The sequence below is a fragment of the Bombiscardovia coagulans genome (assembly GCF_002259585.1).
In the GTDB taxonomy this organism is placed as follows: domain Bacteria; phylum Actinomycetota; class Actinomycetes; order Actinomycetales; family Bifidobacteriaceae; genus Bombiscardovia; species Bombiscardovia coagulans.
Genome location: NZ_MWWS01000004.1, coordinates 438,224 through 459,895 on the forward strand (window position 1 = coordinate 438,224; position 21,672 = coordinate 459,895).

At 45.3% G+C, this 21,672-nt stretch carries 16 protein-coding genes and 1 tRNA gene; 4 read left to right on the forward strand and 13 right to left on the reverse strand.

The genetic code is table 11. The features are described 5' to 3' along the window. Positions 1-6 precede the first annotated feature (6 nt). The 5 genes from BOCO_RS03575 to BOCO_RS03595 form a co-directional block, all read right to left on the reverse strand. On the reverse strand, positions 7-1,263 hold the full coding sequence (locus BOCO_RS03575) for an MFS transporter (protein WP_158520406.1): 1,257 nt from the start codon (positions 1,261-1,263) through the stop codon (positions 7-9). 419 nt (positions 1,264-1,682) lie between these two features. After that, on the reverse strand, positions 1,683-3,095 hold the full coding sequence (uriT, locus tag BOCO_RS03580) for a uridine transporter UriT (RefSeq protein ID WP_094722707.1): 1,413 nt from the start codon (positions 3,093-3,095) through the stop codon (positions 1,683-1,685). Positions 3,096-3,100: 5 nt separating this feature from the next. Further along, positions 3,101-4,042: a uridine-preferring nucleoside hydrolase UriH gene (gene uriH / locus BOCO_RS03585; protein ID WP_094722708.1), complete on the reverse strand. Its 942-nt coding sequence runs from the start codon at positions 4,040-4,042 to the stop codon at positions 3,101-3,103. 238 nt (positions 4,043-4,280) lie between these two features. Then, entirely contained in the window at positions 4,281-6,458 is a 2,178-nt protein-coding gene (locus tag BOCO_RS03590; RefSeq protein ID WP_158520407.1) for an AAA family ATPase, read from the reverse strand. A 239-nt stretch (positions 6,459-6,697) separates the two neighbouring features. Beyond that, on the reverse strand, positions 6,698-9,346 hold the full coding sequence (locus tag BOCO_RS03595) for a DEAD/DEAH box helicase (protein ID WP_094722710.1): 2,649 nt from the start codon (positions 9,344-9,346) through the stop codon (positions 6,698-6,700). Between the two features lie 65 nt (positions 9,347-9,411). Here BOCO_RS03595 and BOCO_RS03600 point away from each other — a divergent pair, with 65 nt between their 5' ends. Then, positions 9,412-9,582, forward strand: coding sequence for a MazG-like family protein (locus tag BOCO_RS03600; RefSeq protein ID WP_244568722.1), 171 nt, complete (start codon positions 9,412-9,414; stop codon positions 9,580-9,582). A gap of 59 nt (positions 9,583-9,641) precedes the next feature. Here the strand turns inward: BOCO_RS03600 and prmC are convergent, their stop codons facing one another. The 3 genes from prmC to rpmE form a co-directional block, all read right to left on the reverse strand. Then, positions 9,642-10,583, reverse strand: a complete 942-nt coding sequence (gene prmC / locus BOCO_RS03605) for a peptide chain release factor N(5)-glutamine methyltransferase (RefSeq protein ID WP_094722950.1) — start codon at positions 10,581-10,583, stop codon at positions 9,642-9,644. 252 nt (positions 10,584-10,835) lie between these two features. Continuing rightward, a complete protein-coding gene (gene prfA, locus BOCO_RS03610; protein WP_094722711.1) occupies positions 10,836-11,924 on the reverse strand; it encodes a peptide chain release factor 1 in 1,089 nt (362 codons plus the stop codon). A gap of 166 nt (positions 11,925-12,090) precedes the next feature. Beyond that, positions 12,091-12,309 (reverse strand): 50S ribosomal protein L31, encoded by a 219-nt coding sequence (gene rpmE / locus BOCO_RS03615; protein WP_094722712.1) that lies wholly within the window; start codon positions 12,307-12,309, stop codon positions 12,091-12,093. Between the two features lie 1,391 nt (positions 12,310-13,700). Here rpmE and BOCO_RS03620 point away from each other — a divergent pair. Continuing rightward, positions 13,701-14,165: a DUF4234 domain-containing protein gene (locus BOCO_RS03620; RefSeq protein WP_244568723.1), complete on the forward strand. Its 465-nt coding sequence runs from the start codon at positions 13,701-13,703 to the stop codon at positions 14,163-14,165. A gap of 217 nt (positions 14,166-14,382) precedes the next feature. Here BOCO_RS03620 and BOCO_RS03625 read toward each other — a convergent pair. The 3 genes from BOCO_RS03625 to BOCO_RS03635 all read right to left on the reverse strand — a co-directional run bounded on the left by BOCO_RS03625 (position 14,383) and on the right by BOCO_RS03635 (position 16,895). After that, a tRNA-Ile gene (locus BOCO_RS03625) sits at positions 14,383-14,459 on the reverse strand. Positions 14,460-14,553: 94 nt separating this feature from the next. Beyond that, a complete protein-coding gene (locus BOCO_RS03630) occupies positions 14,554-16,194 on the reverse strand; it encodes a peptide ABC transporter substrate-binding protein (protein ID WP_094722713.1) in 1,641 nt (546 codons plus the stop codon). A 47-nt stretch (positions 16,195-16,241) separates the two neighbouring features. After that, positions 16,242-16,895, reverse strand: coding sequence for an ECF transporter S component (locus tag BOCO_RS03635; RefSeq protein WP_094722714.1), 654 nt, complete (start codon positions 16,893-16,895; stop codon positions 16,242-16,244). 389 nt (positions 16,896-17,284) lie between these two features. Here BOCO_RS03635 and ettA point away from each other — a divergent pair, with 389 nt between their 5' ends. Then, complete coding sequence (ettA, locus tag BOCO_RS03640; RefSeq protein WP_094722715.1) at positions 17,285-18,961, forward strand: energy-dependent translational throttle protein EttA; 1,677 nt, start codon at positions 17,285-17,287, stop codon at positions 18,959-18,961. A 145-nt stretch (positions 18,962-19,106) separates the two neighbouring features. Then, a complete protein-coding gene (locus BOCO_RS03645; protein ID WP_094722716.1) occupies positions 19,107-20,009 on the forward strand; it encodes an acyl-CoA thioesterase in 903 nt (300 codons plus the stop codon). Positions 20,010-20,036: 27 nt separating this feature from the next. Here BOCO_RS03645 and BOCO_RS03650 read toward each other — a convergent pair whose 3' ends face one another. Continuing rightward, positions 20,037-20,564 (reverse strand): DUF3180 domain-containing protein, encoded by a 528-nt coding sequence (locus tag BOCO_RS03650; protein ID WP_094722717.1) that lies wholly within the window; start codon positions 20,562-20,564, stop codon positions 20,037-20,039. Then, on the reverse strand, positions 20,561-21,610 hold the full coding sequence (locus BOCO_RS03655) for a dihydroneopterin aldolase (RefSeq protein WP_094722718.1): 1,050 nt from the start codon (positions 21,608-21,610) through the stop codon (positions 20,561-20,563). The genes BOCO_RS03650 and BOCO_RS03655 overlap by 4 nt, the downstream gene beginning before the upstream one ends. Positions 21,611-21,672 lie beyond the last annotated feature (62 nt).

A 21,672-nucleotide genomic window follows, 5' to 3' on the forward strand; every position in this document is an offset into this window, starting at 1 on the left:
CGTATATCAGTATGCAATATACCGGTCTTCTACCCGAGATTGGAAGTTACAAAGCGCCAACAAAACAGCAGCCAAAATAGCTATCAGCACCATCCCCCCAAAGCTAACCATCAAGGGATCTGTCTTAAGCAGACCAGCCACAAACTGGAAAACCCATGTGGAAACGGTGAAACCTAGACTGGTCATAGCAGAGAACACGCCCATGACCAAAGGATAGTGCTTTCTATCAGCCAGGTTTGAAAGGAGGAACGGACATGTTGACATGATAATGGCACTGCCTGATCCAACCAAGAACGCCGCCAGGCACACTAGCGGGAACGAACGTGTAGCAATGAAGACGAGTGCACCAGACGCCATCAAAAGAAAAGCAAAGGGAAGCATATAGTTACGGAAGCAGGCACGTAGACGGTTAATGGATAGACCTATTACTACTGATGAACCAGTGTTAAACATAAGAGCAAAGCCAGAAGCATCAGTACCACCTAAATGATATTGACTGATATATACAGCTAGTTTGTTGTAGAGGACAGCTACCAAAAAAATACTTAAGAAACCCAACAAAATACATAAGGCGATAAAACCCGTACTCTGTTGCTTTTCTCCATGTTCCCCACCCGACGCATGATCTGAGACAGCATGGTTTTGACTCTCTGTGTGCGGCTCGTCAGCAGACACTTCCTCTGAACCTGCTGCCTTGACACCAGGCACGAATACAGCCACCATAAACAGGCCCAGCAGACCGAAGCCATACAGCCAATAGTTACGAATCCATCCTCCTGTAGCTAGAAGACCTCCTAACGCCAAGATGATCATAGACGAGCCGTCTTGCATAGCGAGGACCTTCCCCATGAGTCCTGAAAGCTGAGGACCATGGAAGAAACGGGCAGAGAGACTAGGCAACACTGTAGTGAGGATACCTGCGCCAAAGCCAGTGATAACAGCAAACAGTAAAAGCTGACGGAGATTGGAATGAAAAATCAAGGGCATGAGCCCACCGAATGAAATAAAAAGACAGCTGATAATGCCAGCAGCCTTAAAACTCAACCACTCCATAAGCTTGCCAAAGAGAAGTGCTGAAACTACTGCCGCAGTTGCACCAATAGTTGCTAGAGATTCCACAGTTGAGGGGTTCTCCATCGGGAACGAAGCTTGAATTGCAGCTACAGAAGGCGAAATAATTGAATCAAAACGCGAAAGTAAAGCGAGAGTGAAGATACCTGCCAAAATACCGGCATTGCGCTTAGTGAATATTGACGTTCCCAATGCATACCATCCAATCTTGCGAAGCCGTTAATACCAGTAAACAACCTGTTCATTACAGTATAAAAGGTATTTAGCAAATCATAAGAAACCCCAACAATAGGTCTATTCGTCTTGTTGAACACCAACAATGAACTCAAAACCATATGACGATATTCTCACAATTGTAACCAATACATACCAAGATAAAAACAGCATGTAGGATGATTAAAATCAATCTTGCTGTTGCATGTCAGTCTGGAATATATTACCGTCAGTATCGATACGGCAACCAGCATGTACTGCTTCCACTCAAACGAAAGCAAATTCCTTATACTTTGAGAAGATCCTTGCAGCTGCCACATGTGTAGCTGCAAGGACCTCAGTAGACTTCCAACGGGTTTTTAACGGTCCCCCAGAATGAACACCTTACTCACTGTTGGTCAGTCATCGCCATGCTTAGGGATAAGCAGTGACGCAAGATAAGCCAAGCCCAAAAGGATAACAGCACCAATCATGCTGGCAGCATAGCCAGTTGTAGCGTTACTCGATGAAGTGAACGCATTCATAAAGGCATATAGCACTGCGTAGCTCAAACCAGCACCTAAATTAAACGCACCAGCGTTCAGACCAGGTAAGTAGCCAGTATTATCTGCTGGTGAAAGCACAATACCCAAACCATTGAGCATAATATTAGCTGTGCCAGCGTATGAAATACCTAGTATTACAGAGAGCACTACGAGAGCCCAGACGCTTGGCGCTTTGCAGACGTAGATGCCAAAGAGAAGACCGATGACCGTAACCACTAACCCAGCACGAAGGACCGCATGGTAGCCGAACTTGGAGGCCAAAGCTCCTGCAAAAGGACCAAAGGCGAGACCAACGAGTGCATATGGGGTCAACGTTGCAAAAGATACAACTGAAGCGCTCATACCCGCACCAAACTTTGCATCTTGAGCCAAGGCTGGAACAATTCCGTTCATAATAGCGAAGACACCAGTCATGGTTAGCAGTGTTGTTAACAACAGGCCCCATGTTCTGCGCTGCTTGAGGTAGTGAGTGGTGACCATTGGATGCTTGGCACGAGTCTCGATCTGCCAGAAGGCTACAAAGAATACCGCGGCAACAACAACTTCAATAGCCACGATCAACCAATTTGCTGCACCCAGCTTTTCAATCTCGTTGATAGCCAAGTATGCCAGAAGGAAGGCCACACATAGGGTAACCACGCCAGCCCAATCCATACGGGGGGTCTCGCTAGCATGACTCTCATCAGCGTACATAGCGACAAGAAGAACAGCGACTACGGCGATGGCAACCATGAACCAGAAGACAGACCGGAAACCAAAGCTTCCTGCCAGCCAACCACCTAAAATGGCATCCACACCGCCAATACCACCGTTCACAGCAGTCAGAATCGACATGAGCTTTGCGTAACGCTTGTCATCAGTCACCCGATGGTGAAGCATAATTAAGGTCATAGGAACTACAGGACCTGCAGCACCTTGAATAACACGACCCACCATAAGCATAGTTACATTGACCGCGAGCGCAGAGACCACACAGCCGATCGCCGTAAGAGACAGCATGCCAAGCAGGACTTTCTTACGACCAGCTAGGTCGCCTAAGCGAGGTAAAAACAGAGAGAAAACAGCACAAGCAGTGAAGAAAACAGTCTGCGTTAAACCAATTTGCGCACTATCCGTATTGAGTTCATGCTGCATAGTCGTCAATGCCGGTGAGAGCATGGACGCATTAAGCTGGAATGCAAAGACAGCTGCCATAAGAGCCGTCATCAAAGCAACGATTGACTTCCCATCCTTGTTATAAGAAGTTTTTGCGGTAGATTCAACCATCTGTCTCAACCAATCCTCTCAATAGCATCGGTCACTAGATCCCAGAACTTCTCAAAGTCAAGTTTGGTTGCCACTTGTGTGTGGCACTCTTCAGCAGAAGGCTCTGGACCCCGTAGGTCAGCCACTGTCATACCAAGCGTGAGGTCACCTTGCAGCTCCACATCAACAGGACAACGTCGTGTCTGAACCACACTAGGATCGATGAGGTAGGCCACAGTGCAGGGATCATGAACAGGCGGATCAATAAAGTCCTGGTTATCTTGATAGGTCTTACGGAAGAAATCCATAAGGCCAGAGACAAAGTGAGCTAAGTCAGTACCCAATCCATCAATACGCTGCTGAACATCAGGGGTGCACAGGGCCTGGTGGGTCAGATCGAGACCAACCATGGTTACTGGCCATGACTCATTGAAGACAATATGGGCTGCTTCTGGATCGACTTTGATGTTGAACTCTGAAACTGCGCTCCAGTTGCCGGTGTGGTATCCGCCACCCATGAGGACAACTTCCTTCACACGGTCAACGATACGCGGCTCCATACGCACAGCCATTGCTATGTTGGTCAGTGGGCCAGTCGGTACAAGCGTTATCGATTGAGGCTCGGCAGACATGATTGTTTCAATTAACCAGTTAACAGCATGACCTTCATCAAGTGGTCGAGTTGGTTCAGGCAGATCCACACCATCCAAACCAGTTTCACCGTGAATAGAAGCCGCAACCTCTTGCTTACGGACAAGCGGTCTATCACAGCCGGCATGCACAGGAATATCAGTTGCGTGTGCCTTTTGCAGCACCGCGCGAGCATTATAGGTCACTTTTTCCAGGCTCTGATTGCCACCAACTGTAGTAACACCCAAGAGTTCAATGTTGGGATTTCCCAAAGCCAACAAGATGGCTACTGCGTCATCATGCCCTGGATCCGAGTCCAAGATTATCTTTCTCGCCATTACGGCTCACTCCTCCTCTAACTCTGAGAGCTTGCCGAAACAGTGATCCAGCACCCCAGCAAGCCCACTAATGGCAGCTGAACTGCTGCTACACCTTCTATTGTATCGAATAAGCTACCAATGGAGGTCAGTCTGGTCGTAACAAGTTTGCGTTTGAAAATATTCCTCCACAACCCTGTCTACCATCACATATCTATACAGTTATCGATAGAACTTAGTTAACCAGCTCCTCATCCAACTATGAACTTTTACCAGGATCTTTGTGTTCACACCAGTGAGCCGCATAGTGTTCACTATGGTTTAAACCCGAGAAAAACTGCTCCATGTAACCTCGGATTTGTTCACAAGTACTACCATTGGTTTCGGAGTAACAATCTAACAGTTCATGCGAGTTAACATCCATCGACTTCCTAAAAGCTCCACATAGAACACTATCAAGCTTATCCGACGATTTTCTGATTATTGTATTCAAACTAAGATTGTTAAATTCACAGAAAGATATGATGATGCGACGCATCGAATTCCACATAAACTCAGGTTTGTTTTCGGCATAAGCAAATTTGAGCTCTTCCCACAACTCGTCATAGGACGTATGGATATCGTCCTTTTGATCGCTCACACATACAACTTGAGTATGACTTGCACCTTTTCTGAGATGAATATACTGTATTTTATCAGAAAAGCGATTATTTTTATAGGGGCGTACATTCAGATAGAAATGCGTATTGTGCGTTAAAACTAGCAACTGATTTCCCCTATGGTTGTTTTTAGTTGTTCGATCGTACAATAAGGGAACATAGTATCTTTCAATTAGGCTAATGATTAGATACTGATATGTGTCGTCGTTACTCGTCATAGGGTCATCAAGTACTAGGAAAAACGGTTTATCGGTGTCTCGAGGTGCTTTGATTGCTTCCATAAAATACACAAACGCAATGATATTTTTCTCACCCGTACTCAATTTTGTGATAGGCCTTATATTTCCATCAGAATCTTGAATTGAGTAAAAGCCACGTTCTGCCTCTGACTGCAATACAAGCTGGAAACCTATTTCTCCGTGCGCCCGTAAATACTTGTTTATTCTCTCAGCTATAAGTGACTCATCTTTTATTTGGCCAAATAGCTTTTCCAGATTTTCCTGGTAGTCAGAAAGTTTCCTCTCTAACTCCTCTTTCTGTTTACAGAGTTTTCCACTTTCTGTTTCACACTTTTGAGCGTCTTGATCAAGTTTGACAATTTCATATTTTTTCTCATATTCTAAAATATGGTGATATCTTAATTGCTCTTTTGCTAAATCTTGACGACACCTTACAGTATTTGAAAGACCAGCATGTTCTGCTATCAATTGTTGAGCTATGTCAGTAAGGGCCTTAAAATCTGGCCACTCAACTTGCTCAATTGGAGGAACCTGCTGAAATAAACTGTCTTTACGTCCATTTAAAGCAGTACGGAACGACAAAATCGTTTCACGAGCTACTTCCTTGCTTTTGCCAATACTGTCATTAAGATCAGCAACTTGCGCCCTGAGCGACGGATAAAAGCTAGACGAATCGTATTGAGTTATCTTATTGATGCTGTTCTCTAATGTTTGAAAATCGTCGATACACGTGTTAAGCGCTGTTTGAAAAGCAGTAACTTTACCACTAAAATAATTCTCGAGTTGGTCCCATCGCTTTTGAGTCAACTCTCCGCCACAGAAAGCACATACCTTGTCTTTTTGTCTGTTATGTACTTCCATTCCCCTTTGTGCAAAATTTGTCTTTTGGGGATTATCAGCAAACTCCGGCAACCTCACACTTTCAACCACAGTTTGGGTAAGAAGACCATTAGCGCGTTCTTTTAATTTCTGAAAATCAATAGGAATAGAGCTAAGCGCGACAGGCAGTTTTAAAAGTTGACCAATAGCTTCCTCTTCAAAAGCAGTCCTTTCTTGAGGGGAAAGCCTTTGAGCAGAGGCTCTTTCTTTACTGTAGTCTATACGATTATAGGTTGTTTTCGCGATCCGTGGATTGTCTTTCTCTTTAATGTCTTTCGCTGCATTCATCATTGCATTATTTAACTTCTTTGTCGCACTATCGTATGCACTTTTAGCTTCTTGTACTTTTTCAGCGAGATCGTCATTTTCCTCTTTTGTAGCTTGGATTTTTGTTTCCAAATCTTTGATTTGATTTTGAATCTCTGTATTTTCCCTACCTAGAGCCACTGCATTCAATTCACGATTTTCGTCCAACAAAGACTCAAAACCATCAAAAATACGTACATCAAATTCGTTTTGTAGTTGCTCTTTTATCAGACGTGTTAACGTTGATTTTCCAGTACCATTTCTGCCCAGCAAAAAGTTAACTGATGTCAATTTCAACGTAGGTTTCGAATACTTCAAATACTCAGACGCTTGTAAGTTAATTTCGCAAACCACAAGGCACTCCTTCGTTACCGATACCCCTAGTTTGTAATGGTTGACAAAATTAATGATAACAGCAATTACACTTTTCTTTCATATTACTTATGACGTGAGAATATACACAGCACAATATGCACCCTATTCATATGCCTATACGAGTAACTTTATCTCGTATCTGACAATGTGCTCTTTTCCTAAATTATTATTCACATCGAAATTAAAAAGCCAATAGTTTATCCCACCAGCATTCTCAATTAACGAGGCAACTTGCGTAGACAGAAATCTCCATGCTGAGCAAGTTTTGCAATGGCCTTCATACCAGGAGAAGAAGCGCTAGATATAAAACACCAATCGCCGATAATATATAAATGCTTTTTAGCTCGAGTGACAGCAACATTGAGAACTCTCGCAGCACCTAGTGCAATATCTGAACCGGAACCGACCGCAGCACTTGCTATCCAACGAGCTTTCTCTCCATCTTGCATCAAATCCACAATTACTGTGTCAAATTCTCGACCTTGAAAACGATGTGACGTTCCACACCCCACAGTCTTAGGCAAGTAGCCTTCTGCCAGTCTAGCCTGTTCACGGTATGGAGTAACATATCCTACCGATTCATCCCCAACGTTATCCAAAATGAGGGAAGCCGCTAGCTTTGCGGTTTCTATACAAGTCCAGCTTCCGCGAATTTGTTCGAAATGAATATTCATATTCGAAGTGTCGATAAAATCAATAACTGTATGATCCTCTTGTACTGGCTTACCTGGACTTTGAATTAAACCGTCATAACAAAAATCGTTGACTAAATCTGCTACGATTCTTGGAAAACGATGCTGTTCATCCAAACAGACACAACGCGGATTGTGCATGGCACTAGTCTTATCAACAATCCCGACAAGTTTAAAAATATCGTCATGCTGCCACGATTTAACATTCTTATTTGGAGCCAAACTTTTTTCTGTTACATCTTCCACTACAGGAGCATTTTGCAAAAAGTCTCCCACCAAAACACAAGTTGTTCGCGCTTTTGCAGCAGTATAAATGACTTTGCTGGCCTCAGCACTGGAAACTTCATCAATAATCACTATATCGAACGTTCTGTGCTGAAGGATTTCATCATACATGAGACTTTCTATAGTGCATGCCATCACTTGAGCGTTCTTCAACAACGCTTGTTGTTGTTTCCGCAACTTGTCGTTTAGGTTAGTTTGTTCAGCTTTCAAAGCACTCTGCTCTTTATCTAGCCGGGAAACTGAATCAATTGTTTCAATCCACGAGCGCCCGAGCTCAATTTGCCCCGTATCTTGGAATTCAGCATATTGGTGCTTTACTATATCGAGAGTGTAGCCTTTCTCTCTTATATTTGTCTCGTACTTGTGTTCATCATCTCGACATTTATCTATTTCGCCGGTAACACTTTGAATTTCTTGCGCAATTCTTTGTTGCTGCCATAAAAGCTCATTTAACTTGCTGACAGCTGTGTCATACTGCAGTTCAAGCTCTTTCATAAGTGACTTGGATGTCTCCAGTTCTGCACGGGCAGTAGTTAAACGAACTCTACTAGCAGCAACCTCTTCATCTGCTCTAGCTACATAGTTTTGATACTTACTCGCAATCGTTTTCCCCGTATAAAACGATTCCTCTAACCACTGAACGATGCTCTCTATTTTCTTAAGACGATTTCTTCGCTTTATTACCATGTTATGTATTGCTTGACAGTTTTCATCATTCCTCTCCTTCTCATAGTATGTATTCCAATCGTTAACTGACCTCGTTTCAAGAGAAACAATAGATTCGTTATATTTCCTAATTTCCTGTGAAACTTTGCACGCCTGCTCTACCAGTCCCTCTTTTTGACTATGGTATTCTTGAGAGGCAGCTTTGCATTGTTCATATTGTGTGTAGTCATCCAAAACATCGAGAAATAGTCGTATGCCTTGCTGATCCCTGTCAAGCATGTAAATCTCGTTTTTAACGCTCTCTTCTTTCTTTCGATCAGGATGCTGTGCGTTACTTACTATGAGATTTTCAAGTCGTTCGTATTCTTCTTCATACCCTATAATTAAAGATGCCGCTTTTTTATCACAAATCGCAGGTTCGTTTCGTATAATTTCACTAACCTTAGTGATATTTTTAGGCGTTTTCCTAATGATATCGCCATGATCAAATAGGCCAAAGTGTTGCTCCTTGTTAAGTTCCAACAATCGTTCAAGAGCATTGTCAATGGCAGCATTGGTATGGGACGCAACAAGAACCGTTTGCCCGTTGTCCACAGCCTTCTTAATTGCAGAAGCAATCACTGTAGTTTTTCCAGTTCCAGGCGGCCCCCAAATAAAAAAACCTCCTGGGGTACTCATTGCAGCAAGAGCCTCCTGCTGACGTTTACCTAACGGATACTCAAGATACTCTGGTTGCCATGGGATAAGTTGGGATCTTTGTTGAGATCGTAACTGAGCTACTGGTTCAGAAAATTCTAGTCCTTCCACTGCCTGATACCATTTTAAGGCGACTTCCAACTTATGCTCGTATGCAAAAACCCTGATCCTTGCACTTTCTATACCCTTTAACTGATGTCGACGAGCTTCTTCACTAATCGAACAGTAAAATGTTCCAATCTTTCGGTTACTCCCCTTCTTGGTGAGAGGAAAGAGATTGAGAGGATTTTTACTAGTTTTACCATCAACAAGTCCATATAGCTTTTTCCCAGACAAATAACTTGCAGCACCAACATCACATCGTATTTGGTTATATCTGCTGTTCCAAGGAAAGGGTGAACCGGGTATTTCTTGCACTGGAATCGAGGATTTTATTTCTAAATAGTTTGTTTGAGCTGCGGAAAGAGCTCCTTGGTATAGTACTTCCCATTCTTTTCCCCGATTAGCCGAATATTCCCTATTGAACATACCGTTGCCTCCCTCACTGTAAAAGTATAGGATGCCGATCGTTCGAATACCTATTCGTATCTAAATTGCTTTACCCAATCGAACTCGCAGATGTATTTACCTACTGCATCGAACTAGCAGCCCTGCTCAACCTCGATATCGACAGCATTGTTCGAAAGAAGCTGGTAAAGACGCAACACAAATATCCTGTTACACAAGCCAAAGGCAAGAGCAACAAATACCGTAAACTTCAGTAGACCAGCAGGCAGTAAACCGACCAAGACCCATCTTTTATATTGGTTAACTTCACGCTCATTCAAGCCTTGCTAGCAACAATATATCGCTGCCGACCTGCATAATCCTTGCCTATATGGCTGTATTGCAAACCCGTGGCTACCACACTTCGCTGAAGCAAAACTCCCTGAGAAGGGTCATGTTCCATCACTAGGCAACCACCAGAGCGCAACAAGGATGCAGCTCTAGCAAGGATCCGTTGGGGAATAGCAATCCCATCAGCAGAACCACCATACAGAGCCTGAGCAGGATCCCACTCGGACACCTCAGGCTGAGTAGGAACCTGAGATTGTGGCACATACGGTGGATTACTCAGGATTACATCCACCTGACCGTCCAACTGATCTAAGGTCGAAGGCAAGGTAGCATCCCCCACTACTAGGTGGTAGTTCGAACCAGCAGCTTCAATATCAGCAGCATAACGCTCAACATTACGTCTCGTCCACGCAGCCGCATCCTCAGACGCTTCAACAGCATACACCTGGGTTCCTGGAAGCTCAGTAGCTACAGCCAATCCAATCGCACCAGATCCAGCACACAGGTCCACCACTACTGGATGTTCCGTTGCCTCCCCTGCTAGCCAATCTAAACCAGCCTGCACTACTGTCTCGGTCTCAGGGCGTGGAATAAAGACACCAGGGCCAACAGCAAGGTCCAAAAATCGAAAAGGCGCATGGCCAACGATGTATTGCAGGGGCTCACGGTGAGCTCGACGTTCAGTAAATCCGCCAAGAGTAGTTACGACAGATTGCTTAGCCATCTCTTTTTCCAGCTCACTGGCAGCACCCGTAGCAGCAACAGCCATGTCACCGATGCTCTCCCCCATCAACAGTGCTCTATCAATCTCATGAAGATCGACTGTACAAGCCTCGGCTAAGAGCAAACGAGCATCATGTTCTGGCGTTTCAATTCCAGCTACTTTCAGTACATGAGCTAGCTTTGTCAAAGCGAGCCGCACAGTCATGGCTGCATCTACCACTGGCACCCTGGAAGCAGATTCCGCCATAGCAACCTCCGGAACAGTACAGAACTACGAATACGCAGGTAAGGCAACAATATAATTTATGAGCGAAGGGAAAGAAAGTTCGAGAGCACCAAACGTACTTCTAGGAAACCCAGCTCCGGCTGGTTGCCCTATCAGCAACACCAGTGCTCATTGAGTTTATTAGAACATTGGATTTGCATCCGGAATTCACTGGAAGATAAACCTGCCGGATCACTCCCGACTTGCTAAGCGATCAGCTTCGTCAGCTTGAACATCAGAATCAATAACCGCCTGCAAGTCCCCATCTAAAACCTGGTCCAAGTTGTAGGCCTTGTAATTCGTCCTGTGGTCAACAATACGGTTTTCAGGGAAGTTATAGGTTCGGATACGCTCTGAGCGGTCCATGGAACGCACTTGCGAATGCCGCATATCCGCGGCCTCAGCAGCCTCCTGCTCGTGCTTCATGGCCAGCAAACGGGATTTCAACACACGAAGAGCAGCAGCACGATTCTGTATCTGCGACTTCTCATCCTGCATGGAAACCACGATACCTGTTGGGATATGAGTCATACGCACAGCAGAGTATGTAGTGTTGACTGACTGCCCACCAGGGCCAGAGCTCATGAAAATGTCAATTTTCAGATCCTTCTGGTCAATCTCAATTTCATCATCATCGTCGTCAGCCTCAGGGAAAACGATCACACCAGCAGCTGAAGTCTGAATACGCCCTTGTGACTCAGTTACAGGAATGCGCTGCACCCTGTGTACTCCACCCTCATACTTAAGAGAGGCCCAAACACCATCAGCTGGAGCCACGGAACCCTTTGCCCGAATAGCTACCTCGACGTCTTTGACTCCACCAAGCTCGGTGGAGTTCTGACTCATTATTTCTACGCCCCACCCCCGTTTTTCCGCATAGCGTGTATACATACGCAAGAGGTCACCAGCAAACAAGGCAGCTTCTTCGCCACCAGTTCCTGCTTTGATCTCCATGATCGTGTCTCGTGAATCGTCAGGATCACGTGGAATCAGTGAAGTCCTTAACTGTTCTTCTACTGCGGGAAGCTGAGCTTCCAGTTTCTTGGCTTCGGCAGCAAAATCTGGATCCTCAGACGCCATACTTTGGGCAGCTTCATAATCATCTTTTACCTCTTGCCACGCCCTATATGCATGTACAATGACACCGAGTTCAGCATGACGACGTCCAAGCTTGCGAATTTGCGCTGGATCAGATGCAACTTCAGGTTGGCTCATCTGATCTTCTAAACGCTGGTATTCCTCTAGCGCTGTCTGTGCCGCTGGAAATTGCTCACTGCCCATAATTAATTATCTTCCACTCACGTCAGGCGAACTGAAAATGATGTTCTTTTAACCTTCCCGTAGGGTACATACGTCAGGTTGGTTATAAATATATGAATACAAAAACGCCAGCTTCTGCTAACCAGTAACCATAAGGGAACCGACACAAAAGCTGACGTTAATCGTGCTACTTGTTGGCGTTCTTCTTGCCGTAACGAGCCTCGAAGCGAGCCACACGACCACCAGTATCGAGAATCTTCTGCTTGCCGGTGTAGAAGGGGTGGCAGTTCGAACACACATCAATAGTCATGTGATCGTTAGGTGCAGTGGAACGAGTAACAAAAGTATTGCCGCAAGAGCAAGTAACCTGCACTGCGTGATAATCAGGATGAATACCCTGCTTCATAGTTTCTCCTAGGGTTAGAAGGGACCCGGGTCGCCAACCCCAATGGCGGGCGTGAACCGGAACCAGTTATTAAGTGTACCTCGGAGCCAAGAGAATGAGACCGCAACTGTCATACAATCTTGAGAATTGGCCTTGTCTGACTGCATTCTCAACAGCCTGTACGCTCATACATCCTAAGTCTGATTGATGCTTATTTATTCCTTGCTAATATGACGACACGCCGTATAATGTCACATTTCTGTTTCACTACTGCAGCTCTTTTCATGGGAACTCTTGAAATTACAGGTATTTCAAATATCACCCGTAGTTTTTTAATCAAAATTTGGCAACAATTAAGATTTGACTTTGAACATTTTGTCCCTTATTGTCTATATTCAGAGAGCGATCTCGCATGTATTGGGGAGTACATGAACGGTCTGATGACATAGGTTGGGGAGGGTTATTTGTCTTTCCACTCTATCCTGAACAGACTCCAAAGATAAAGGATTTGTAAGCATTAGCTTTATAAGGAATGGGATTAACCTATATAGCTATATGGTTGGGGTTATCTTTGATAGCTGTAAGACCAATAATTGAACTTTTGAAGGGGATTCGTTAAGAATCTGGACCCGGGTCAGGATTATAGAGCAAGGTGTCCGGATGAGAACTCAATGTATGGGTTTGTCATTTGCTTTGCCTCCCAGCTACGCTGGGAGTCTGATCCGAAGGGAAAGAGGACGCAATCCGGTTCTATTCCCCCGGCTAACGTGAGTGGATCCCACTTGCTACAGCGAGAACCAGATTGCGGAATCGCGGGTTTCGGCGTAAGCCGGGACCCGCTTTTCTTAATGAATCAGATAAATTATCAAGGACAACACATTTATTTCCACTCGAATTGTTTCGTTCATTATTCATCCCACTTAAGTGATGCACAACAGCCACCATATAACACACGACCAGTGGCCTCATTCCCCATACGTTCGAAGTCCAACTTAAACTTCGGTGAACCAGCACGCTTACAACAACAATGTTCAGCGGCAAGTGATTTTCTTACATTATGAGGTTTATCATAAATAGTAGAACGCACTACCTGTCAATTGACGCAATGAGATGTGCTAGCTCAGTAAATTAACTGAATGATAGCTTCGAGGATTCAGCGAACCCAAAACTGCTGTATTCAGATATAGATTTGACAATTCATGATCATAAACTCACCGCAGGTATTGCACTACTTTTCAACGAAGCCAATATTCAGTGCATAGGATTTTAAACACTTTTGTCATGGTCCCTCCTAGCCTAAAAGCTTGTCATTATACTCGTTTACTCCGATTCGACTTACTTTTGACTTGATATAAACACATCTTTCCTATACGCTGTTCAAGTCAATATACGCTACGAGAGAAGGAGTACCCATGACGAGTCAACCCTATCCCCCGCAAACGCAAGATCAAACCGGCATGCCATCAGTTCAGGCTCCACTAGAACAGGAAAAGACAAACCGGTCTCTGTTGAAGTTCATCTTATTAGGCTGCATTACTTTCGGCATATACAATATTGTTGTTCTCACTGAGTCCACTAATGCACTCAACAGAATAGCCAGCAAGCATGATGGCAAAAAGACCGTGCACTATTGCCTCATGTTTTTCCTTTTTGGTTGGATGTCCTTTGGAGTCGCATGGTTCATCTGGTACCACACCATTAGCAACAGAATTGGCGACGAACTCCAACGTCGTGGCCTCGATCGTATGCTGAGCGCGTCCGATTATTGGCTGTGGAATATCCTCGGAAGCATTATCATCGTCGGACCGTTCATTTATATGTACAAGTTCTTGAAAGCTATGAATGCTCTTTGTGAAGATTACAATATGAAAGGCTGAGTTCCATCTCAACCAACTAGCCCTGCTTCGGCGGGGCTTTTTGTATAAATAAACTGTTTTATTGTAAAAAAGCCTAAGGCTGATATATCTTCTTTGACATAGAGTGCTCGATACCTGAACGCTCGCATGGCATATGCCCTCTAGTACATATATCAAAACTACCGTCAGACAAGATACAAACCCGCTCCCCTGCGACCATTTTGCGCTTGGATGAAATTGGTGGGGCCTCAGGGGCTTGAACCCTGGACCGAACGATTATGAGTCGTTTGCTCTAACCGACTGAGCTAAGGCCCCACGTTGATGATTACCAACAGAAGTACTTTAGCAACAAGACCGGTCAAATGACTCTTGCTCAACGATGAGCATCACGCTCGCCTCAATAATGAGGTCACTTACGTATGTGATAGTAAGAAGGCAAACCCATGTAATTGAACGCGACATCCGTCACATGTTTGCTTGTCGCCGCGCTAGTCTTGATGTACCACAAGGGGATCGCTGGAAGGTCATGTAGTAATACTTGCTCAGCTTGCTGATAATATCCAAGAGATTGAGCTTGCTGAGTCTGCTGAGCTGCCTGGGCAATGATCTGGTCGAAAGCCGGATTCTTGTAATCCCCATAGTTGAGGCCTTTACCGTCCGCGGCTGCCGATGAATATCCTTCAACAAGGTATCCTTCGAGATGCGGATAATCAGACTGGTGTCCAGAGCTAAAAGCGCTATGAATCTGCCGTTGGTTGATAGCAGTTTTAAACTCTTTGCCCGTAGGAAAGACATTGCTGGTAGCATGTATTCCTAGCGTTTCGTGTATGGAATGAGTCAGAGCGTCCACCCATTCCTTATCTGTTCCATCAGCACTGTATGCAATTTCAAAGCTACCGGACCAAGCGGAAATAGTATCAGCCTGTTTCCAAAGTTGACGAGCCTCCCGTTGGTTATAATCAAGTACCTGAGTCCCTTTCAAGTCTTGAGAATATCCAGCAATTGTAGGAGCTGCAAAGTCTGTAGCTGGAATGACTGTGTTGCGAAATACCTTCTGAGAAATTTCTCTACAATTAATAGAATGCGAAATAGCAGCCCGCCGTAATGTACCTTCGTCTCCTTTAAAGTGCGCCAATTTTGAAGGAATAGTTAGTGATTTACATGAGGGACTGGGCTTTGAAAAAGCTTGGATAAGTTTGTCATCGCGATATGTAGCGAGGGAAGATACTGGCACTGCATCTAACACGTCAAGGTTACCTGCTTCAAGATCAGCGTATGCAGAATCTAAACTCTGGTAATCCACAAAAGTAATGCCGGCATTGCTTGCCTTACGTGCTCCTTGATAATTCGGATCCTTTTGTAAACGAATGCTCTGATTAGGTGTCCAAGACTCGAATTTGTAAGGACCATTGCCAATTGGTTTACGCCCATACGCTTTCATATCCTCATATGCCACGCTCGGTAGAGGTAAAAAGGATACATCACCGACCTTGTACACAAAGGATGAGTCAGGAGCAGATAACCTCACCTGAAGTGTTTGGTCATCCACTACGGTAAGCCCTTGTAGTAAAGCATCCGGTGAACCATGCGGATTCTGTAGCTTGTCATAACCATCAATAATGGAGAAAAGCGCCCCTCCAGTTTGCCCGTTAGCTGCATTCGCTGCAAATGACCAGGCACGCGCATAGGTGCTAGCAGTGTTCTGCTCACCATTCGAGAATTTGAGACCTTTTTTCAGTTTGATGGTAAAGGTTGTAGCATCCTGGTTTGGTACTATAGACTGGGCATTGGCATAAACTAAATCACCCTGTGGACTGAAAGTCACTAAACCATCGAAAAGCTGGGTGACAACCTTCCATCCAGCTGTATCTGTAACCTTGCTGGGAATCAAATCTGAAACTGGTTCCACATTATTAGCTCTAATAATAGCCCCTGCCTGGGGCGACTGGGAAGACTGTGACGTATCCATGTCGGGAGAATAACTACAACCAGCTAAGCTGGTTGCTACAACTAACCCTATAGCTATGACACGATTCAGCTTTCGTAACATAGAGTCCCACTCTCCCAGTTTTAGCGATTCAACTCGTTGTTGACTTACTACATAGCATTGCCGGTATGACCTGACGAGAAACGTTCTAACGCACCTGTTGCAACAATTGCTTTAAAGATTAACCAACTCAAGATTCCGCACAACAGTATTCCACTCAAGGCTTCACAGATCGTGCCGATAATACCTCGCGAACTCAAGAAGCTAACACCCTGATAGAAAAAAAGCAGAAGGAATGCATTGTATACCATCGATACAAAAAAGCCGGCAGCTATAGTTATGCCCAGAGTCCAGCGCTTATAGCGGAAAAGTGCATAGATTATTTCTGCACACAGCCCTTGCATGAGTGCTTCTAAAAAGACCAGACCTGAACCATAAAAATTGCCAAGCAACAGTTCAACAAGGACGGCAATAAAGTTGGAGTACACTGCAGCACCGGGCTTACGAATGATGAGTAAACTCAACGTCACTGGAAAATAGAAGAATCCGTGTAAAAGGCTTGCTAAACCAGGTAACAGTGCAGTCATGAGGGGAAATATCCAAGAAGATAAGCCTGAAGCGAGCCAGTAAATAATTCCTGAAACGACACCTAAGACCGCGCATACAGCTATATCGATGGGCCTCCATCGAAAAGGATGTATTCGTGCAGGAGCTGAACCACCAGATAGTGGTGAAGTGTTATCAAACCCATTATTTCTTTGCATGTAAGCTCCTAGCAAGCTGTCCGTTGAACCATCCACGGATTCGTGTGCACTGTTACTATTAGACACTATATCGAGATCACTGGTGATGAAGGAACAAGCAACAGCGTACGACTAGCGTGGGTAGCCTCTGACCTGCACACGTCGGGCGAAGATACCCTGTGGATACTTTAGCCTGCTTTACGCCAACAAGACAGTGCCATACATGTGTCATATCTGGCTCCTTCCGAAGCTAGGCTTCCCTATGACAAGCGTTCAATCTTGCACAACACTCTATCCATAAGCAAATCAGAAGTACAGATACAACTTTTGCAATTAGACAGTCTTATGGCTCCTCTAGCATGAATATAGGATAATGTATCAATTTTCAATAGTTTCAGTGAGGTTCATTCTTGGCCGAGTTTATCTATCAAATGATTAAGGCGCGCAAGGCCTTCGGAGACCGTGTCATCCTTGACGATGTGACGTTGAGCTTCCTGCCCGGCGCCAAAATTGGCGTCGTAGGCCCTAATGGTATGGGTAAGTCAACACTCCTCAAGATTATGGCTGGTCTCGACACCGTATCAAATGGAGAAGCCCAGCTCACTCCTGGTTATACCGTTGGCATCCTCCAACAGGAACCACCCCTTGATGAACAGAAAACTGTGGGCGACAATATTAAAATGGCCTTCGGTGACATCTTGGATAAAGTCAATCGCTTCAACCAAATTGGTGAGGAGATGGCAAATCCAGATGCTGATTACGATGCCCTCATGACAGAGATGGGAAAGCTTCAGGAAGAAATCGATGCAGCCAACGGATGGGATTTGGATTCCCAGTTAGAACAGGCCATGGATGCTTTGCAGTGCCCCGATCCCGACACACCTGTCTCTGTTATCTCAGGTGGTGAACGTCGACGGGTCGCCCTGTGCAAGCTCCTCCTAGAGGCTCCAGACCTTCTCCTCCTTGATGAGCCTACAAATCATTTAGACGCCGAATCAATTCTCTGGCTTGAACAGTATTTACATACCTATAAGGGTGCCGTATTAGCTGTTACACACGATCGTTACTTCCTTGACAATGTAGCGGAGTGGATCTGTGAAGTAGATAGGGGTCAGCTATACCCTTATCAAGGCAACTACACCACCTATTTGGAAACTAAAGCAAAGCGCTTGGAAGTTCAGGGGCAGAAGGATGCTAAATTAGCCAAACGCCTCAACTCTGAACTCGAATGGGTACGTTCCTCCCCCAAGGCAAGACAGGCTAAAAATAAAGCTCGTCTAGAGCGCTATGAACAGATGGAAGACGAGGCAAGGCGGAATCAAAAGTTAGACTTCTCTGAAATTCAGATACCACCTGGGCCACGTATGGGTTCCAAAGTTCTGGAAGCAGAACATATTCATAAGTCTTTTGGTGATCGTGTCCTTATCGATGACCTTTCCTTTACGCTGCCACGTAACGGCATCGTGGGCGTAATTGGTCCGAACGGAGTAGGTAAGTCCACCCTCTTCAAAACGATAGTCGGACTTGAACCACTTACTTCAGGCCAGCTGGAGGTTGGTGACACCGTACAAATTTCGTACGTAGACCAGAATCGAGCAGGTATCGATCCCAATAAGAATCTGTGGGAAGTAGTCTCAGATGGCAATGACTTTATGGAAGTAAGCGGCGTTGAAGTACCAACTCGTGCTTACGTTGCATCATTCGGTTTTAAAGGATCAGATCAGCAAAAACCGGCAGGCGTACTCTCAGGAGGCGAACGTAACCGTCTGAATCTGGCTCTGACTCTTAAACAAGGAGGAAACCTTCTTCTCCTCGACGAGCCTACTAACGATTTAGATGTTGAAACGCTGGAGTCATTAGAAAATGCTTTGTTGGCATTTCCTGGATGTGCTGTGGTTATTTCCCATGACCGCTGGTTCTTAGACCGTATCGCTACCCATATTCTAGCCTGGGAAGGCACAGACGATAACCCAGCCAATTGGTACTGGTTCGAAGGGAACTTCCAAGCTTACCAAGAAAATAAGGTGGCTCGTTTGGGTGAGGAGGCTTCACGTCCTCATCGCATTCATCGCAAGCTTACCCGTTAAATACGACGCACAACCGCTAAGCCTACAGTTCCTGAGCACCATCTCAGCCTGTAGGCTTTTGTTGTAGCCTGCTTATAAACTGCTCACCAGCACGTAAAGTAGTTTCGTGTTGCTATTGAGATAAGGGAAAAGGTTGGGAATAACGATGGCAGAAAAGACACCTCTAGAGGATGCAGTCCGCGTACTTACGCTAGAGAAAACAGGGTCGCAAGGACCAGTGACTGATTTTCAAGGAGAAAGTCTGCCCTTCCCTACCGGTCGAATATACGGCGGACAAATCATGTCCCAAGCCATAATGGCAGCTGCTCAAACCACCGATGAACACCGTGAACCGAATTCAATCCACGGATACTACATTCGAACAGGTCTGCTGGATCAGAATGTGAATTTCGCAGTAAGCAACTTACGAGATGGACGCTCCTACTCTACTCGCATGGTGGAGGTCAGCCAGCCTGATCGCTCTATCCTACAAGCACTCGTTTCCTTTCAGGAAGCAGGACAAGCCGGTGTTGTATACGCAGACCCCATCCCACAAGATCTGCCAAATCCTCAAGACTTACAGTCAGCTCAAGATCTCATGAGTCCTTATGCCGATAAGTCCGCTTTTGCTAACTATTATGCCAACCAGTCTCCTTTTGACATTCGACATATTACACCTACCATCATGCTTGGCCCCGATAAGGAAGCTCAGGAACATGATAGCGGTCATCAGTTGGTCTGGCTCCGGGCTAACGGTCAAATGGAATTGAGTCAGACACTGCAACGATCCCTGCTAGCCCTCGCCTGTGATCAGCTGATGATGGAACCTGCCCTACGTCGTTCGGGTTTATCAATAGCTACTCCAGGCATTTCATATGCATCCATTGACCATTCGATGTGGTGGTATCAGGATGTAGATGTATGCTCATGGTTGCTCTTTGTACAAGATACTACCGTAGCTGCTCATGGACGCGCCCTATGCTCGGCTAGAGTATACAGCCAAGATGGTGTCCTGGTTTCGGCTATGTCTCAGGAAGCTATGATTCGCATACCTGAAAACCAGAAGTAACAGTACAGCAGTTACAGTATCTGAAGGTCATTGCTTGGAAGACTGCCCTTGTGCAGCTGCTGCGAGTCTATGGCCTTCAGCTTGCTGACGCTGTTTAGGACTTTCGGGCCCATCTTTAGGCGGCAACTGACAGAGCCACTCTCCCACAACACCGATAAGGATGTCGAGTATACAAATAAGAGCGGCTACAGCACATTCAACAATAACTTGTTCATAGTAAGGTGCATCTCGGTGGTTCAAACACATGAGCGCTTGACTGCCATACCAACCCAGCAAAACTGAACATGCAATGCCAAGTGCTTTGGAGAGCAGTAAACTATTGACAGCAAATTGCGAATCTACATCCTTAATGTCACCCTTAGCATACCTGTGTACCCTACGAGCCATAAGCAAGATAACAATGCCAGCTATCAGCAATAATGCAGATACCAGCCAAGGAGCCCCTAGCACGTTCAACCGCCAATGTTCACTAGCATAAACAATGAACACGCCACCGATAAGACCTATACCAATAGATAACAGGTAGTGAGTAATTGGAGTTCTCTGCATTTTCATACCGAACCTCCTAAGATCCAAGAATCGGACAGAAGTTGCACATCATCTATATTTGGAGCCATTGGAAGAAGTTCCGAAACAGCACCTCCGTGGGGTCCACACAGGTGTGCATCAGGCTCTATGTCCAACCAAGGTTTAAGGATTTCTGCCTTCTGCCAAGCCTGTCGATGAGGTAACTGAATATCTCCCTGAGTAGCCCCTATCCATTGTGGAGCTCTCATCTGAGCTGATAGCTCCTCACCTGTCCACTCTCTATCATCAACATCTATGAGAACCAAATCGAGAGGAGTACTCGGCAGATCAACACCGGGAGAATGTCCATGAGCTAATTCCACCATTTTCAAAGCAGAATAGATATCAATAGGCTCCAGCCTTGTTTCAAGAGTGAGTACAGCGCACAGACTTTCAGCACCTTCCCTATCTGTAGAAGTGTAGAGGGGAGATATACCAAGAATTTGACTACCAGGAACTCCATCGAGTGAAACGACAGCAGTACGCATCGCATCACGAACATTACCAACGTTACCACCGACAGCGATGACTGCCCGGTGTCGGTTATATTCTGGAGATACTACAGCTGGAGCTGGCTCTTCTTCTGCACGAGTTTGTTTACGCAACGAAGCATCACTGTGCTTATTCGTATAATCATAAGACATGCCAGCAACTACAGAAGCAGGCGAAACACCGCTTTCATTGGAACTCTCTCGTTCCATGCTTACACCTACTGAAACAACGTCTCCATCGTTGCTGCTCATAGGATTAAGTCGGCGGACATGTACTTTTACTCGTTGGACCTGATGTGACAGCAGAATGGCATCTGCTACACGACTGGCTACCGACTCCACCAAACACTCTTCTAATCCTTCAATGAGAGTGATAATACGTCTGGTTATCTGCACGTAGTCGACGGTTTGTGCCAAATCATCTGTTCTGGCTGCGGCGTGTAAGTCTAGGTACATGGTGGCACTTACTACATAAGTGAAACCAACTTGTCCTGGTACACCACGAGAGGTAGCCCGAAGATCTGTTATCTCTATTGAATCCATCCCCACCCCCTATGCATTCGGGTCTGGGCTATGACCAATGCGCAGCTCAGACCCGAATGGAT

Excerpts from the sequence above, each read along its gene's own strand:
- BOCO_RS03645 (WP_094722716.1), top strand. The coding sequence starts at position 19,107 with ATGGCAGAAAAGACACCTCTAGAGGATGCAGTCCGCGTACTTACGCTA.
- uriH (WP_094722708.1), bottom strand. The coding sequence starts at position 4,042 with ATGGCGAGAAAGATAATCTTGGACTCGGATCCAGGGCATGATGACGCA.
- prmC (WP_094722950.1), bottom strand. The coding sequence starts at position 10,583 with ATGACTGTGCGGCTCGCTTTGACAAAGCTAGCTCATGTACTGAAAGTA.
- BOCO_RS03620 (WP_244568723.1), top strand. The coding sequence starts at position 13,701 with ATGACGAGTCAACCCTATCCCCCGCAAACGCAAGATCAAACCGGCATG.
- BOCO_RS03650 (WP_094722717.1), bottom strand. The coding sequence starts at position 20,564 with ATGAAAATGCAGAGAACTCCAATTACTCACTACCTGTTATCTATTGGT.
- BOCO_RS03635 (WP_094722714.1), bottom strand. The coding sequence starts at position 16,895 with ATGCAAAGAAATAATGGGTTTGATAACACTTCACCACTATCTGGTGGT.
- BOCO_RS03595 (WP_094722710.1), bottom strand. The coding sequence starts at position 9,346 with ATGTTCAATAGGGAATATTCGGCTAATCGGGGAAAAGAATGGGAAGTA.
- prfA (WP_094722711.1), bottom strand. The coding sequence starts at position 11,924 with ATGGGCAGTGAGCAATTTCCAGCGGCACAGACAGCGCTAGAGGAATAC.
- uriT (WP_094722707.1), bottom strand. The coding sequence starts at position 3,095 with ATGGTTGAATCTACCGCAAAAACTTCTTATAACAAGGATGGGAAGTCA.
- BOCO_RS03655 (WP_094722718.1), bottom strand. The coding sequence starts at position 21,610 with ATGGATTCAATAGAGATAACAGATCTTCGGGCTACCTCTCGTGGTGTA.
- BOCO_RS03630 (WP_094722713.1), bottom strand. The coding sequence starts at position 16,194 with ATGTTACGAAAGCTGAATCGTGTCATAGCTATAGGGTTAGTTGTAGCA.
- rpmE (WP_094722712.1), bottom strand. The coding sequence starts at position 12,309 with ATGAAGCAGGGTATTCATCCTGATTATCACGCAGTGCAGGTTACTTGC.